This is a genomic window from Paenibacillus sp. FSL R10-2199, assembly GCF_038000235.1.
GTDB classification, from domain to species: domain Bacteria; phylum Bacillota; class Bacilli; order Paenibacillales; family Paenibacillaceae; genus Paenibacillus_AQ; species Paenibacillus_AQ phytohabitans.
In genome coordinates, this window is the sequence record NZ_JBBOBO010000001.1 from 3,960,538 (window position 1) to 3,976,527 (window position 15,990).

The window sequence follows — 15,990 nt, forward strand, 5'->3', positions numbered from 1 at the left end:
GAAATGGCGGCCTTTTTTGTCCCTTTTTTTGGGAAATCAACACGCCTATATTTCATACAACAATCCACCCGGATACCTGGCTATCTGGGTATCAAAGTTGCAAAACATACAACATTTTTGTCTGCAGCGGCCTAATAGACAGTGCTTCCTAGGCCGGTAACGAATCAAGTATAAGAGGTTGTAGAATTCCGGGTGCGGATCGGGATTTTCTCCGGCTCAAGTTACATTGCAGTTGGTTTCAGAACATTCGAACGACAAAAGGGGATGCCTCTGCAGCCATTTCAATCCTGGCTTGGGACATCCCCTGCTTATTAGTGTTATTGATTATTATTAGGGTGTGGCATTGGTGGACGGGGGCTGCTGCGCTTTCTGTTTCTCTCTGAACCGTGGTCCTACGTAGTTCTTCTTGCGGTCCCGGGTCAGAATCCAGCCGCCGAGGAAGCTCATCCCGGCCAGGAATAGCAGTAATCCTCCGCCAAAATGCAGCCAGGCGAAATCCGGAGTGACGGACTCGTCGCCATGCATGGAGATAAAGTTGAAAATATCATCTTTCATCATCAGGAAACCCTTCATGGCCAGAAGGCCGGGGATCACCAGGATAAGGATGGCAATGAAGCGTGAAATGAGCAGTTTCATAATCGTCCCTCCTCTTCGCAGCCGTTTGAATTCACCCCTATGATAACGCTTCAATTGGCAAAAGTCCATGGATACATGACGTTTATAAGTTTTGTAATAGAATCAAAAGAGAGTACAATATAATAGGTTAAACTGAACTTTAGAGGAATGACTGGAGGATACATATCATGACAATTACCTGTGACGTGGCGATACTTGGTGGAGGTACCGGTGGTTATGTGGCGGCGATCCGCGCCGCGCAGCTCGGCAAATCCGTCGTCGTTATCGAAATGGACAAGCTGGGCGGAACCTGCCTGCACCGCGGCTGCATTCCCAGCAAATCACTGCTGCGCAGTGCCGAGGTATTTGCTGAAATCAAGGAGAGCGAAAGCTACGGTATAGAGACAACTGGCGTTGAGCTGGTGTTTCCCAAAGTGCAGCTGCGCAAGGAAGCGGTAGTGGAGCAGCTCCATCAGGGTGTGCAGTATTTGATGCGCAAGAATAAAATTCAGATTCTCAAAGGCAAAGGCCGGATCATCGGCCCGTCTATCTTCTCTCCGCGAAGCGGTGCAGTTGCCGTGGAGCTGGAGGATGGCGAGATGGAGACTGTAGTCTCCACCAATCTCATCATTGCTACCGGATCACGCCCGCGTATTCTGCCGGGCCTTGCGCCTGACGGCAAAGTGATTCTGAGCAGTGAAGAAGCGCTGACGCTCGAAGAGCTTCCGGCGTCGATTATTATTGTGGGCGGCGGGGTTATCGGCGTGGAATGGGCTTCGATGCTGGCCGATTTCGGTGTGCAGGTAACTATAGTTGAGGCTGCAAGCCAGCTGCTGCCGCAGGAAGACGAAGAAGTGGCCCGAGAACTGCTGCGTCTGCTCAAGAAACGCGGAGTCAAAGTGTTGACCGGTACTACCGTGGATGCAGAGACCTGTAGTATATCGGAATCAGGAATTACAATTGAAGCCCGCAAGGGTGAGCAGAGCCAGAGCCTGTCGGCCGAGAAGCTGCTGGTATCCGTAGGGCGCGTAGCGAATATCGAGAATATCGGCCTGGAAAATACAGATATCCGCTTCGACAAAGGTGTCATCGGAGTGAATGCCAGCATGCAGACGGGGGAGCCTCATATCTACGCTATTGGCGACTGCATCGGCGGACTGCAGCTGGCACATGCGGCCAGCCATGAAGGCATCCGTGCCGTGAATCACCTGGCGGGCGAAACGCTCCATCCGTATGAAGCCCATCTTGTTCCCCGCTGTGTCTATACGCGGCCGGAAGTAGCAAGTGTCGGTTATACCGAGAAGGAAGCGAAGGCGCTGGGACATGAGACTGTAACCGGCAAATTCCCGTTCTCGGCTATCGGCAAAGCGATTGTCTACGGCATGAAGGACGGCTTTGTAAAAGTGGTCGCCGACTCGAAGAGCGGGGATATCCTCGGCGTGCAGATGATTGGCCCGCATGTGACGGACCTGATCGGTGAAGCGGCATTGGCACAGATTCTGGATGCAACACCCTGGGAGGTTGGCGAGGCGGTCCATGCCCATCCGACACTTTCGGAGATCATCGGGGAAGCGATGCTGGCGGTGGATGGAAGAGCAATTGGATTCTAGGATAAGATGAAAGGGCTAAAGTGAATGCCGGACGGAGCTGAGGGCGCTTGATGCGCCTAAACAGCTCCATAGCGGCATTTCTTGGCTTTTCTTTTTGTATGGAAAGGGATTATAATGAACTTAGAATGAAATTAGTACCTGGTTTTAAGATCAGGACATATACTTTGTTGAGTCATGCTTAACAAAGTTAGCGAACGCTTCCGGAGCCGGTTGTACGACCTGAATTCAGGAAGCTATGCTTACAAAACTTTTAGGAGGTACCTCTTATATGGAATCCCAAGGTACTGTAGAAACCGTTAACCGACATAAACAGCTTGGACTCAGCGACGGCCAGGTTATCGATATGTACAGATTCATGCAGCTCGGGCGCAAATACGATGAGCGCAGTCTGCTCCTTCAGCGCGCAGGCAAGATCAACTTCCATGTGTCCGGCATCGGACAGGAAGCGGCGCAGGTCGCAGCGGCTTTTGCGCTGGACCGGGAGAATGATTATTTCCTCCCGTATTACCGTGATTATGCGTTCGTGCTGACGGTAGGAATGACCACGCGTGAGCTGATGCTGTCCGTATTCGCCAAGGCGGAAGATCCCAATAGCGGCGGCCGGCAAATGCCGGGCCACTTTGGAAGCAAACGCCTGCGTATCGTAACGGGATCAAGTCCGGTTACGACCCAGGTTCCGCATGCTGTAGGCTTCGCGCTGGCGGCCAAGATGCAGAAGAAAAAGTTTGTTTCCTTTGTTACGTTCGGTGAAGGCTCCAGTAACCAGGGGGATTTTCATGAAGCGTGTAACTTCGCCGGTGTGAATAAGCTGCCGGTCATCATCTTCTGCCAGAACAACCAGTATGCGATCTCCATTCCGGCCCACAAGCAGCTTGGAGGCAAGGTCAGTGACCGCGCCCTCGGCTATGGCTTCCCGGGTGTCCGGGTGGACGGCAATGATCCGCTTGAGGTCTACCGTGTGGTCAAAGAGGCGCGGGAGCGTGCGCTCGCCGGAGAAGGCCCCACCCTGATTGAAGCGATGATGTACCGCCTGTCGCCGCATTCCACCTCGGATAATGATCTGGCTTACCGGACCAAGGAAGAGGTTGACGAGAACTGGAAAAAGGACGGCATCGCCGCGTTCCGCACGTACCTGACCGGACTGGGTCTGTGGAGTGACGAGCAGGAGCGTGATCTGGTTGCCGAATATAATCTTGAATTGAAAGAGGCCATAACCTACGCCGAAAATGCACCGTTCCCGAAACCGGAAGATACGCTGTTGCATGTGTACGATGAATCCGGCCTTAAGGGAGGAGCATAAAGCCATGGCGATGATGGAATATATCGATGCAATTCGGCTGGCAATGAAGGAAGAGATGGAGCGCGATGATTCGGTGTTCGTGCTGGGTGAGGATGTCGGCGTGAAGGGCGGCGTATTCACGACCACCAAAGGACTGCAGGATCAGTTCGGCGCAGAGCGCGTGCTTGATACACCGCTTGCGGAGTCAGCGATTGCCGGCGTGGCGATCGGCGCGGCGATGTACGGCATGAAGCCGATCGCCGAAATGCAGTACTCTGATTTCATGCTGCCGGCAACGAACCAGATTATCAGCGAGGCGGCTAAAATCCGCTACCGTTCCAATAACGACTGGAACTGTCCGGTGGTAATCCGCGCGCCTATCGGCGGCGGGATCTTCGGCGGATTGTACCACTCTCAGTGTCCGGAATCGATCTTCTTCGGTACTCCGGGACTGAAGATTGTAGCCCCTTACTCGGCTGCCGATGCCAAGGGACTGCTGAAAGCTGCTGTCCGTGACCCCGATCCGGTGCTGTTCTTCGAGAACAAGAAATGCTACAAGCTGATCAAGGAAGATGTGCCGGAGGGCGACTACATTGTGCCAATCGGTGAAGCGAATCTGCTGCGTGAAGGCAGCGATATTACGGTGATCGGGTACAGCCTTCCGCTGCATTTTGCGATGCAGGCAGCGGAAGAGCTGGAGCGCGAGCAGGGCATTACCGCGCATATTCTGGATCTGCGCACCCTGCAGCCGCTGGACCGCGAGGCGATTATTGCCGCTGTCCGCCAGACCGGCAAGGTGCTGATTGTCCACGAGGACAACAAGACCGGAGGCATTGGCGGCGAAGTGGCAGCAATTATCGCTGAACACTGCCTGTTTGATCTGGATGCGCCAGTCTTCCGCCTGTGCGGACCTGATGTGCCGGCGATGCCAATCTCCCCGCCGATGGAGAAGTTCTTCATGCTGAGCAAGGACAAATTAAAGGCGGAGATGCTGCGTTTGGCGCAGTACTGATATATGTGAACAACTGGTGAGGTCTTTATGTTCAGCCTGTATGTACATTGGGCATGAATGTTGCAATTATTGCAGCTTAGATTCGAAATTAGCGGTGGGTTAGGCAGGATTGCTGTATGAAATACAACAATTTGCACGCTTATCCGCTTGGATAAAGAGAAATGCTGCCTTTTGTACAACTTTTTTGATTTTTGGCACATTTAAGTGGTGAAATGTTGTATTTTGGGCAGGATTTCGTGGCTACATGCTTCCGAAGTCAGTTTTGTCGAAGCTAACTCAGGAAGTATGTGCTTACAAAACATAAGTGTATGCTTCCGAAGCCAGTTTTGTACGAAGCTGCTTCAGGAAGCTTGTGCTTACAAAACTTTAAGGAGTGACATTATGTCTGACAATACAAAGCTGACGGATGTAATCATGCCGCAGCTGGCAGAATCGCTGGTATCGGCGACGATCGGGAAATGGCTGAAGCAGCCGGGCGATACGATCGAGCAATATGAGCCGATCTGTGAGCTGATTACGGATAAGGTAAATGCTGAGCTGCCGGCTACCGTAGACGGTACGCTGGTGGAGCTGCTCGCCGAAGAAGGCCAGACGGTCAGCGTCGGCGAGATCATCGCCCGCATCGCAGTAGCCGGTGCAGCAGCCCCTGCGGCATCCGCAGCGGCCCCGGCAGCTGCCAATTCCGCAGCCCCGGCGGCACCCGGCGCAGCGCCGCAGCCTGCCCACGCCTCCGTCCGGCCGTCTGTGCCGGCTGCGGCTTTTGACGCGGATGCTCCGATGCGTTCCCGTTACTCTCCGGCTGTGCAGACGCTGGCCGCCGAGCACGGCATCAACCTTGCGGCCGTGCCGGGCACAGGCCTGGGCGGACGCATCACACGCAAGGATGTGCTCGCGTTCCTGGAGAGCGGTGCAGCTGCGGCTCAGCCTGCAGCTACAGCCCCAACTGCTGCTGCTGCGCCGCAGCAGCCTGTATTCCAGCCTATTCAGGAAGAAGTGCGCGGAGAGCTTCAGCATTTGCGTCACTCCGGCCTGCACTTAAGCGAGTCGCCGAAGATTCCGACGATCGAAGTGGAAGGCGGGCGGGGCAGCAGCTCGGAATACCTGATCGACGTTACGCCGATCCGTAATACGATCGCTACCCGTATGCGCCAGAGCGTCTCGGAGATTCCGCATGCCTGGACGATGATTGAGGTCGATGTGACCAATCTTGTCGTGCTGCGCAACAAGCTGAAGGATGAGTTCAAGCGCAAAGAGGGCATTAATCTGACCTATCTGGCCTTTTTGATGAAGGCGGTTGTCAGTGCAATCAAAGATTATCCGATCATGAACTCCGTCTGGGCCGTTGACAAAATCATTGTCAAACGCGATATCAACATCTCGCTCGCTGTAGGCACAGAGGACTCTGTAATGACACCGGTCATCAAAAAAGCCGACCAGAAGAACGTCGCAGGCTTGGCCCGCGAGATCGACGAACTGGCGCTGAAGACCCGTGAAGGCAAGCTGCGGCTGGAAGATATGCAGGGCGGTACGTTCACGGTTAACAATACCGGCTCGTTCGGCTCGATTCTGTCCTACCCGATCATTAACTATCCGCAGGCGGCGATTCTAACCTTTGAATCTATCGTGAAAAAACCAGTGGTCATCAATGATATGATCGCCGTCCGCTCGATGGCCAATATCTGCCTGTCGCTGGATCACCGGATTCTGGATGGAGTCATCAGCGGGCGTTTCCTGCAGCGCGTGAAGGATAATGTGGAAGGTTATACGCCGGACACCAAGCTGTACTAATGTTTTAACAAGGCAGCTGCGGAACCCTGTGACAGGGAGAATATGAAGCAAAGGGGACCTTATGACCATGGACAACCTGAACTTAAGCAAACTGGAAGTTTCCTATCTCCCGCTGATGGAATACGGCGCGGCCTGGGAGCTGCAAAAGGAAGCGGTGCAGGGGATTGACGCAGGCACCGCTTCCGAGCGGCTGATCCTTCTGCAGCATCCGCCTACCTATACCATCGGTTCACAGAATCATCCGGAGCATCTGCTCCTTAGCGTGGAACAGCTTGGGAAACAAGGGATTGCGCTGTTTGAAATCGACCGCGGAGGAGATATTACATATCACGGACCGGGCCAGCTTGTAGGTTATCCTCTCCTGAAGCTTGGCGAAGACGGCAAGGTCGATCTGCACGGATATCTGCGCAGGCTGGAGGCCGTTATTATTGCCTATCTGGCTTCACACGGGATATCAGGAACCCGCAAGCAGGGATATACGGGCGTATGGGTCGGCGATGAGAAAATTTGTGCGATCGGCGTCAAATTCAACAAGAGTAAATTCCGCAGAGGTTTTATTACCAGTCATGGCTTCGCGTTCAACATTTCAGCCGGAATCAGCCAAAGCGGCTTCTCGGGAATCATACCCTGCGGCATTGCCGAGTACGGGGTCACTTCACTTGAGGAATGCACCGGGCGCTCCTTTGGCCTGGAGAGTGTTGCTTCCGAGCTGGTGCCTTATTTCCTGCAGCAGTTTCCGTATGAAGCGGTTGCCGGGGCTGTAAGTGCTGCAGAATAAGGAATGCTGAATCCAGGCAACGTCAAACAGCGCCCGGAGAACCCGGACGCTGTTATTCAAGTACTAAACGTGACTAACCGGCCATAAACGGCTCGATGACGAACAACACCGTAGAGGCGATCATAGCGATCAGCATGATGTAGATAATGATGCGGAACCATTTTTTCTGTTGCATGAGTGACTCCTTTGAGATTAGTTTAAGTTAAGAACGTAGGCGTAAATGAACGCAGTACAACCATTGTAACGTATCCGCGAAAGAGAGGGAAGTCCAAGTGATATCACAAGACCGGTTGATCAATGAATTCATGGAGCTTGTCCGTATTGATAGTGAGACCAGAAATGAACGGCGGATTGCCGATGTACTCAAGGAAAAATTCAGCACTCTGGGACTGACAGCAGTTGAAGATGATTCCCAGGAGAGAACGGGACACGGAGCTGGTAATCTATTCGTGACCTGGCCTGCGGACAGCGGCGTGAGCGCGCCTAAGCTGCTGTTCACCTGCCACATGGATACAGTGGTTCCCGGGCAGAATATTAAGCCTTCCCTTGGGGAAGACGGCTGGATTACCAGCGACGGCAGTACAATTCTCGGAGCGGATGACAAAGCGGGGCTTGCCGCCCTGTTCGAAGCGATCCGGGTGATTCAGGAGCAGAAGCTTCCGCACGGGCAGATTCAGTTTGTCATTACGGCAGGCGAAGAGTCCGGGCTGATGGGCGCACGCGCAATGGACCCGGCGCATCTGGATGCCGATTTTGGCTTCGCGCTTGATTCCAATGGTGAAGTAGGAGCAATTGCCATTGCTGCGCCGACACAGGCGCGGGTAACGATGCAGATCTTCGGCAAATCCGCTCATGCCGGAGTTAATCCGGAGGATGGAATCAGTGCGATTCAAGTGGCGAGCAAAGCGATTTCGGCGATGAAGCTTGGACGGATCGATAATGAAACGACAGCGAATATCGGCAAATTTGCCGGCGGCGGCCCGACCAATGTGGTCTGCGACCATGTGCAGCTGGATGCGGAAGCCCGGAGTATCGTGCAGGAAAAGGTAGAACTGCAGATTGCCTCTATGCGTGAAGCCTTGGAGACAACCGCACGTGACAATGGCGCACAGAGTGAATTCCGCAGTGAAATCATTTATCCGGCGTTCAGCTTTAATGAGCATGATCCGGTGGTACAGCTGGCAGACCGCGCGATTACTTCACTGGGACTGACCACCCGGCTGTTCGCTTCCGGAGGCGGCAGTGATGCCAATGTGTTCAACGGCCTGAAGGTTCCTACTGTGAATCTGGCTGTCGGCTATGAGGATATCCACACAACGAAGGAACGGATCAAAGCCGAAGATATTGTCAAAGTAGCCAGCCTGGTTGTAGCTATTGTGGCCGAGAGCCAAAAAGGCTGATTTCAAAAACTGCGCAGATGCCTGCCGATCAAGGGGCCGGCTGCGCTTAAATGTAACAAAAAGGAGCTGTTCCGGAATTCACCGGGAGACAGCTCCTTCTTGTTACTCGGTGAAGCTAATCTTCCTCACGGATATCCGGAAGAACGAAGCGGCATTATCCTGCCTTGGAAGCTGTGATCCGCGTTTCCGTCTGGAGCAGCAGGATATAGGATAGGGGCATATCGCGCCCGTACTGCTTCATCCATCCGGCCATTACGGCCATGATCTGCTCCGGTTTACCTACCATTGTAACTGCGGATGAGCTTGCTCGGACAAGACAATCATTCATGCCTGCATTCCTTCTTTCCTTTTAAGTTTGCTATAATACACCCTATGCATAACCATGCCAAAGGAGACCACAAATCTATGAAAAACGATGAAATCAACCGCAACCCCGCATTGGATGAAGAAACATTGTCGACGAAGCCGATCTTTACTGGCAACATTATTTCGCTGCAGGTAGATACGGTGAAGCTGCCGGACGGCAATACAGCAACCCGTGAGGTCGTGAAGCATCCGGGGGCCGTAGCTGTGCTGGCACTGAATAACGGTAAAATGCTAGTAGTGGAACAGTATCGCCAGCCGATGCACCGGACTGAGGTGGAGATACCGGCAGGCAAGCTGGACAAAGGCGAGGATCCGCTGGCGGCTGCGGGCCGTGAGCTTCAGGAGGAGACCGGATTTCACAGCGGCGGGCTGAAGCTGCTGAAGTCCTTCTATACCTCTCCCGGCTTCGCCGACGAGATCATTCACCTCTATGTGACCGAAGATGCCCAGCCGGGTGAGATGGCGCTGGATGAGGATGAATTCCTGGAGGTTTCCGAGCTGACGCTGGAGGAAGCTTACCAGTATATCGCGGATGGACGTATTGCCGATGCCAAGACCATGATGGCTGTCTACGCCTGGCATCTGTATACGCTGACTGGGCAATGGCACTAGAGTCCACGCTGCAGAGCGTTTACTGCGACCTGCATGTGCATATCGGGCGGACTTCAGAGGGACAGGCGGTCAAAATCAGCGGCAGCCGCGAGCTCACCTTCGCCGGGATTGCCAAAGAGGCGGCGGAACGCAAGGGAATCGGTCTGATCGGCATCATCGACAGCCACTCCCCGGGGGTGCTGCGGGATATTCATGCGGCGCTGGATTCCGGCGAGATGACGATGGCGGAAGGCGGAGGTATTGCCTACAGGGGGACTACGATAATCCTGGGAACCGAGATTGAGATCCGTGAGCCCGGGCGAAAAGAGTGCCACGTCCTGGCCTTCATGCCGGACCTTGGGACCATGGAAGAGTTCAGCAGCTGGATGAGCGCCCATATGCGGAACGTGAATCTAAGCTCCCAGCGCCTGTATGCACCCTCCCGGGTGCTGCAGGACGAGATTACAGGACGGGGAGGCCTGCTGATTCCGGCACATATTTTCACTCCGCACAAAGGGCTTTACGGCTGTGCAGCGGAGCGCATGGCTGACTTATTTGACCTGGAACGCATTGCGGCAGTAGAGCTTGGACTCAGTGCGGATTCAGAAATGGCTGGGTATATTTCAGAGCTTGACCCGTACAGCTTCCTGACCAATTCTGACGCTCATTCCCTGGGCAAAATCGGCCGTGAGTATAATGTGATTGAGATGCAGCAGCCCTCTTTCCATGAGCTGAAGCTGGCGCTGGAACGCTCGGAGGGACGCCGGATCAGTGCCAACTTCGGGCTGAACCCCCGGCTGGGGAAATACCACCGCACATATTGCGGCGGCTGCGGCAGCATTATCGATGAGGCGTATGCGACTTCAGAGCGCTGTCCGTATTGCGGCAGTCCGAAGCTGGTGAAAGGAGTGCTGGACCGTATTCTCGATATTGCTGATCGTAAGGAGCCGCTGGTTCCGGCGTACCGTCCGCCCTACCATTACCAGGTGCCTCTGGAGTTTATTCCGGGACTTGGCAAGCGCAAGCTGAATGCCCTGCTGCAGGCGTTTGGCACAGAGATGAATATACTGCACAAGGCGGGTGAAGCCGAGCTTGCTGCTGTTGCCGGACAAGAGCTTGCAGAGCTGATCGTACTGGCCCGTACCGGCAGGCTTGCGCTCTCTTCAGGAGGCGGAGGGACGTACGGCAAGGTCATTAAGGGGAAGTAACCAAGGACAAGTCATAGAGCGGGACATTCCTTCATAAGGTGTAACATGTGACCGGAAAGGAGAATGTCCTGATGCGCAGTTTAAGGCTGATGATGAAGGAACAGACGCCTCTTTATATTTTTGTCGCGGTATTATTCCTGGTCGGGGTCGTATTTGGAGCGCTCATTGTCAGTGCGTTAACGCTGGATCAGCAGCAGGAGCTGGGGGATTATCTGGGTAATTTCTTCATGACCGTGGATCAACAGGGACTGCCTGCCGCGCAGGATTCGTATTGGGGGATTGCCGCATTCAATCTCAAATGGGTCGGACTGATATGGATACTCGGCTTGTCGGTTATCGGACTTCCGGGGATTCTGATTCTGGATTTCCTCAAAGGCGTGCTGATCGGCTTCACCGTCGGCTGTCTGGTCAGCCAGTATTCCTGGCATGGCATGCTGTTTGCCCTGGTCTCTGTGGCCCCGCATAATCTGGTGCTGATTCCGGTATTGCTTGTATGCAGCGCGGCAGCGATCGCCTTCTCCCTGCTGATGATCCGCAGCCGGGTGCTGGGACAACAGCGGCGTACCAAGGTGACCCGGCCTTTTGTAATGTACACCCTGCTGTCACTCGGCATGGCCCTGCTGGTTATGGGAATCTCCGGATTTGAGGCTTGGGTGACCCCGGTGATGATGAGATGGGTGACGCCGATGCTGGTGTCAGCCGGATGAGCGTAGAATCTTCAGGAAGCATAAGCCTGTACTGAGAACATGCGGTGGAATGAATTTCCATTCGGGCACTTCCTTGAACGTTGGGGTCCTGCCTCAGCGTAAGCTAAAAGCGTTTGACTTCTCAAAGTAACTCCCCCTATAATGGAAGAAGTGGCTTGAAGCCCGGTGCGGTAATTTTCCAAGGGGGAGGCAGACAATGGAAGCCCGGATAGACAAGATTAAGCAACAACTACAATCCCAAGGATACAAGCTTACACCTCAACGGGAAGCGACCTTAAGAGTTCTCCTGGAGAACGAGGATGATCATTTAAGCGCTGAAGATGTATTCATGCTGGTGAAAGAAAAGGCTCCGGAGATCGGTCTAGCCACCGTATATCGTACCCTGGAACTGCTCAGCGAGCTTCATGTCGTGGAGAAGATTAATTTCGGAGACGGTGTTGCCCGTTATGATTTGCGGACCGATACAGCGAAACATCATCATCATCATCTGATTTGTGTACAATGCGGAACCATGGATGAGATTCGTGAGGATTGGCTGGGTCCGCTGGAAGAGCGTCTTGAGAAGGATTATAATTTTACGGTGCTTGATCATAGACTTGATTTTCACGGAATTTGCCACCGCTGCAAGGATAAGAATCCTGCAGACGGCAATACTCCCGAATAAGCTAATATAGAGCATGAACTCTTATACAGATGAGGAATTACCGCACAAGCTCTCCCCGGCTGAATGGCCGGAGGGGGCTTTTTAACTGATTATTCAAAGAGCAATACATAACACCACCCTCCGGCGCATAAAGTGAAGGACGAGTTCTGCGAAGTGTAATAGTGAAGCAGATGCTGCCATAACTTTTACTTTTAGGAGGTTGCCTAAGATGATTGTCTCCATTCCCAAAACCGTACGCCGGCTGTATTTCATGACCTTGCTCGTTGCGATCAGCTGTGTGCTGTATTATGTCCTAAGCTGGGTCAGTGCCTGGATCAGCCCCGCTCAGAACTATGATATTCCGGAGGGCACAGCCATCCGGGCATTTCATGATGTGAAGCAAAGCGATGAAGGGCTGAGTGCAGGTCAGCGCCTGCGGTTCTACTATTGGTACGGGGAGTGAGCGCTCCGCCGGTTGCAGGAAAAAGCTAGAAGCCTGTCGAATGAATCTAGAGCATGTAAGGGACGCCCCGCGTTCTGACTGCTGCCGGACCCCAACCGCTGCAGAGCGGCATGAAGCAGCCTGAGTATGACAGGAGCGTGAATAGATGAAGTCACACTTGCAGCCGTTTATGCAGTATTTGTCCGGGGACAAAGGATTGTCTCCTAGTACGCTGGAATCCTATGGACGGGATATTTCGCAGTTTCTGGAGTTTACCGAAGAGCGCGGCACGGCTGCGATGGAAGAAATCAGAAGATCACATATTATGCTCTACCTCGGCGCTCTGCGCGGAGCGGGCAAGGCAACGGCAACAGTCAACCGGAATACGGTATCGCTGCGCGCCTATTTTCATTTTTTGCTGAAAGAACGGCTGATCGGGCAAGACCCGACACTGGATATGGAAACGATTAAACCGAGCAAGAAACCGCCGATGATTCTTAGTATTGAAGAAATTGAACGCCTGCTGGCCGTCCCTGATGAATCTGCTCCCCAGGGGATGCGCGATAAGGCGATGCTTGAGCTGCTCTATGCTACGGGTATCCGTGTTACAGAGCTAATCTCGCTGAATGTGGAGGACGTGAATACCGGGCTGAAGTTCGCACGCTGCAGCGGGGCCTCCGGCAAGGAAAGAGTGGTGCCGATTGGTACGATTGCTGCGGACTGTGTGGCCCGTTATGTCTCCGGTATGCGGGACAAGCTGCTCCGGGTGAATCTGGAGGAGCCTGCGCTGTTCCTGAACAGTCTGGGCGGGAGGCTGACCCGTCAGGGCTTTTGGAAAATAATCAAGAAACATGCGCGTGAAGCCCACATCCAGCAGGACATCACACCGCATACCCTGCGGCATTCCTTCGCCGCTCATCTGCTGGAAGGCGGGGCAGATCTGCGCTCCGTGCAGCAGATGCTGGGCCATTCCGATATTTCGACCACTCAGATTTATAGCGGAATCGCCCGCAAGAATATGAAGGAAGTCTATGAGAATCACCATCCCCGGGCAAAATAGTCTTTATTCAGAGGTATGGTGTAACCGTGGATAGAACGGGTGATGGGATGGATTGGCCCGAAAAGATGCTTTTTGTGAGTAAGAAAGTTATGATGGAATCATACTGAAAGGATAGCTCCCGGGAGAGGTTCTCCCGGAGTTTCTTCCTGTTTTGAGCAGACTTTACGATTATGCAAACTACGAAGGAGTGAAGACGGCAATGTCCTCATTTAAACGCATCGGATTTATTGTTCTGGATAGTGTAGGTATCGGTGAAGCGCCGGATGCCGCTAATTTTGGAGATACAGGCTCCCATACGCTGGGCCATATTCTGGAGCGGGTTCCGGGTCTTAAGCTTCCGAATCTGCAGCAGCTGGGACTTGCGAATATTGCTCCGCTGCCGCCGCTGGAACCGGTAGCTGCCCCGACAGGCTATTACGGCAAAATGCAGGAGGTTTCAGTAGGCAAGGATACGATGACCGGCCACTGGGAGCTGATGGGCCTGAAGATTGAGGTTCCATTTAATACTTATTTTGACGGATTCCCCGCAGAGCTGATTGAGAAGTTCGAAGCGGCAACCGGACGTAAGGTGATTGGCAACAAGCCGGCTTCCGGCACGGAGATTCTCGTAGAATACGGCGAAGAGCAGATGAAGACCGGCGCATGGATTGTGTATACTTCGGCAGACAGCGTATTCCAGCTTGCCGCGCATGAAGATATCATTCCTCTGGAAGAGCTGTACAGCGCCTGCCGGATCGCCCGCGAGCTGACGATGGCTCCCGAATTCTCCGTCGGCCGTGTCATCGCCCGTCCTTATGTCGGTGAGCCGGGGAATTTCGTGCGTACCCCGAACCGTCATGACTACGCGGTGAAGCCGCCGGAGCCGACCGTTATGAACGCTCTGGAGGACATCGGCAAAGACGTGATTGCGGTAGGTAAAATCAATGATATCTTCACCGGCGAAGGTGTAACAGCTTCTTACCCGACGAAGAGCAATGAGCACGGCATCCAGATTACCATTGACGAGCTGCGCAAGCCGTTCAACGGATTCCTGTTCACTAATCTCGTTGATTTCGATTCCCTGTACGGCCACCGCCGTGATCCGGAAGGCTACGGCCGGGCGCTGGAGGTATTCGATCAGGCGCTGCCTGAGCTGCTCTCCACCCTGGATGAAGATGATCTGCTGATCATCTCTGCAGACCACGGCAATGACCCGATCCATGCCGGAACGGATCATACCCGCGAATATGTGCCGCTCCTGATCTACAGCCCGCGATTCAAGACTCCGGGCAGCCTGGGCATCCGCCAGACCTTCTCTGACGTTGCTGCTACCATCGCTGATAATTTCGGAGCGAAGGCACCGCAGTACGGGACGAGCTTTTTGTCTGAATTAATTTAATTTAAATAATAAATCAAGATGAACTGAAGGATATAACTAAAAGTGAGAAGAATCGAAGGGGAAATTTGGAACTGTAGGAGCGATAGCGACCGCCTTTGTCTACGGATTTCAACCGCTAAGCGGGTCATAATTGAAGAAATCTGTAGACAACAGCGGCCGGAAGTCCAAATATCACCGTAGTGACGGCTCAGCTTTACGTCGATGACTAAAGTTCATCCCACCCACCTCAAGGAGGAACCAACCATGACCGCAGTTACCCAAAGCAATATTCAAGAAGCAGCAGTATATATCAAAGACAAATGTACCGTCGCACCCGAAATCGGGCTGATCCTCGGCTCCGGCCTCGGCGTTCTGGCCGATCTGATTACAGACGAAGTAGTCATTCCTTATAATGAAATCCCGCATTTCCCGGTGTCCACTGTTGAAGGACATGAAGGTGAACTGCTGATCGGCATGATTGAAGGCCGCCGCGTCGTAATGATGAAAGGCCGCTTTCACATGTACGAAGGCTACGGACCGGAGACTACTGCCTTCCCTGTACGTGTTATGAAAGAGCTGGGCGTAACCAGCCTGCTGGTAACTAACGCTGCCGGCGGGGTCAACACCGATTTCACACCGGGTGATCTGATGCTGATTACTGACCATCTGAACCTCACAGGCCGCAATCCGCTGACCGGACCGAATGATAATGCGCTGGGCGTACGTTTCCCGGATATGTCTTCGGCTTACAGCCCGCGCCTGATCGCAGCCGCCAAAGAAGCTGCAGCAGCGCTGAACTTCGAGTTCAAGGAAGGCGTATACGCCGGCCTGCTCGGACCCAACTACGAGACTCCTGCTGAGATCGTTATGCTGCGCCGCCAAGGGGCAGATGCAGTAGGGATGTCCACGGTATCTGAGACGATTGTGGCCCGTCATGCCGGGATTGAAGTACTTGGTATTTCCTGCATCACCAACATGGCTGCCGGAATTCTGGAACAGCCGCTGAACCATGCAGAAGTGATGGAGACAGCGGAACGTGTGCGCGAGCAATTCCTGAAGCTGGTGCTGGCTTTTATTCCGAAGATGTAGTTCCTGCTTCAAGCTATTTACAAGACAATTCATATCCGGGAGGAT

At 53.6% G+C, this 15,990-nt stretch carries 17 protein-coding genes; 14 read left to right on the top strand and 3 right to left on the bottom strand.

Translation table 11 applies throughout. From position 1 onward, the window contains the following. Positions 1–330 precede the first annotated feature (330 nt). Positions 331–636, bottom strand: coding sequence for a DUF2627 domain-containing protein (locus NYE33_RS16955; protein WP_042138708.1), 306 nt, complete (start codon positions 634–636; stop codon positions 331–333). Positions 637–803: 167 nt separating this feature from the next. Here NYE33_RS16955 and lpdA point away from each other — a divergent pair, with 167 nt between their 5' ends. From lpdA to lipB, 5 genes are all read left to right on the top strand, one after another. Further along, positions 804–2,225: a dihydrolipoyl dehydrogenase gene (lpdA, locus tag NYE33_RS16960; RefSeq protein ID WP_076245573.1), complete on the top strand. Its 1,422-nt coding sequence runs from the start codon at positions 804–806 to the stop codon at positions 2,223–2,225. A gap of 268 nt (positions 2,226–2,493) precedes the next feature. Next, on the top strand, positions 2,494–3,525 hold the full coding sequence (locus NYE33_RS16965) for a thiamine pyrophosphate-dependent dehydrogenase E1 component subunit alpha (RefSeq protein ID WP_039300370.1): 1,032 nt from the start codon (positions 2,494–2,496) through the stop codon (positions 3,523–3,525). 4 nt (positions 3,526–3,529) lie between these two features. After that, the gene (locus NYE33_RS16970) at positions 3,530–4,516 is read left to right on the top strand and encodes an alpha-ketoacid dehydrogenase subunit beta (protein WP_341066738.1); all 987 of its coding nucleotides are present in this window, start codon (positions 3,530–3,532) and stop codon (positions 4,514–4,516) included. Between the two features lie 381 nt (positions 4,517–4,897). After that, complete coding sequence (locus NYE33_RS16975) at positions 4,898–6,304, top strand: dihydrolipoamide acetyltransferase family protein (RefSeq protein ID WP_341066739.1); 1,407 nt, start codon at positions 4,898–4,900, stop codon at positions 6,302–6,304. A 76-nt stretch (positions 6,305–6,380) separates the two neighbouring features. Further along, complete coding sequence (lipB, locus tag NYE33_RS16980) at positions 6,381–7,082, top strand: lipoyl(octanoyl) transferase LipB (RefSeq protein WP_179093563.1); 702 nt, start codon at positions 6,381–6,383, stop codon at positions 7,080–7,082. Positions 7,083–7,155: 73 nt separating this feature from the next. Here lipB and prli42 read toward each other — a convergent pair whose 3' ends face one another. Further along, on the bottom strand, positions 7,156–7,257 hold the full coding sequence (gene prli42 / locus NYE33_RS16985) for a stressosome-associated protein Prli42 (RefSeq protein ID WP_099052488.1): 102 nt from the start codon (positions 7,255–7,257) through the stop codon (positions 7,156–7,158). Positions 7,258–7,354: 97 nt separating this feature from the next. Between prli42 and NYE33_RS16990 the strand changes: the two genes are divergently transcribed. Then, positions 7,355–8,482 carry a M20/M25/M40 family metallo-hydrolase gene (locus tag NYE33_RS16990; RefSeq protein WP_042138704.1) on the top strand — a complete coding sequence of 376 codons (1,128 nt, stop codon included), beginning with the start codon at positions 7,355–7,357 and terminating at the stop codon, positions 8,480–8,482. A 154-nt stretch (positions 8,483–8,636) separates the two neighbouring features. On the opposite strand, the gene NYE33_RS16995 is transcribed toward NYE33_RS16990, so the two are convergent. After that, positions 8,637–8,810 (bottom strand): hypothetical protein, encoded by a 174-nt coding sequence (locus NYE33_RS16995; protein ID WP_156118672.1) that lies wholly within the window; start codon positions 8,808–8,810, stop codon positions 8,637–8,639. Between the two features lie 77 nt (positions 8,811–8,887). Between NYE33_RS16995 and NYE33_RS17000 the strand changes: the two genes are divergently transcribed. From NYE33_RS17000 to NYE33_RS17035, 8 genes are all read left to right on the top strand, one after another. Then, entirely contained in the window at positions 8,888–9,460 is a 573-nt protein-coding gene (locus tag NYE33_RS17000; RefSeq protein ID WP_042138703.1) for an NUDIX hydrolase, read from the top strand. After that, a complete protein-coding gene (locus NYE33_RS17005) occupies positions 9,451–10,647 on the top strand; it encodes an endonuclease Q family protein (protein ID WP_042138702.1) in 1,197 nt (398 codons plus the stop codon). The genes NYE33_RS17000 and NYE33_RS17005 overlap by 10 nt, the downstream gene beginning before the upstream one ends. 71 nt (positions 10,648–10,718) lie before the next feature. Beyond that, complete coding sequence (gene spoIIM / locus NYE33_RS17010; protein WP_042138701.1) at positions 10,719–11,354, top strand: stage II sporulation protein M; 636 nt, start codon at positions 10,719–10,721, stop codon at positions 11,352–11,354. A 196-nt stretch (positions 11,355–11,550) separates the two neighbouring features. Then, positions 11,551–12,018: a ferric iron uptake transcriptional regulator gene (fur, locus tag NYE33_RS17015; protein ID WP_042138700.1), complete on the top strand. Its 468-nt coding sequence runs from the start codon at positions 11,551–11,553 to the stop codon at positions 12,016–12,018. 208 nt (positions 12,019–12,226) lie between these two features. Further along, positions 12,227–12,460, top strand: a complete 234-nt coding sequence (locus tag NYE33_RS17020; protein ID WP_039300347.1) for a DUF4227 family protein — start codon at positions 12,227–12,229, stop codon at positions 12,458–12,460. Between the two features lie 145 nt (positions 12,461–12,605). Next, positions 12,606–13,499 (top strand): site-specific tyrosine recombinase XerD, encoded by an 894-nt coding sequence (gene xerD / locus NYE33_RS17025; RefSeq protein ID WP_042138699.1) that lies wholly within the window; start codon positions 12,606–12,608, stop codon positions 13,497–13,499. A gap of 199 nt (positions 13,500–13,698) precedes the next feature. Continuing rightward, positions 13,699–14,877 (top strand): phosphopentomutase, encoded by a 1,179-nt coding sequence (gene deoB, locus NYE33_RS17030; protein ID WP_076245562.1) that lies wholly within the window; start codon positions 13,699–13,701, stop codon positions 14,875–14,877. Between the two features lie 243 nt (positions 14,878–15,120). Continuing rightward, a complete protein-coding gene (locus NYE33_RS17035) occupies positions 15,121–15,945 on the top strand; it encodes a purine-nucleoside phosphorylase (RefSeq protein WP_076245560.1) in 825 nt (274 codons plus the stop codon). Positions 15,946–15,990 lie beyond the last annotated feature (45 nt).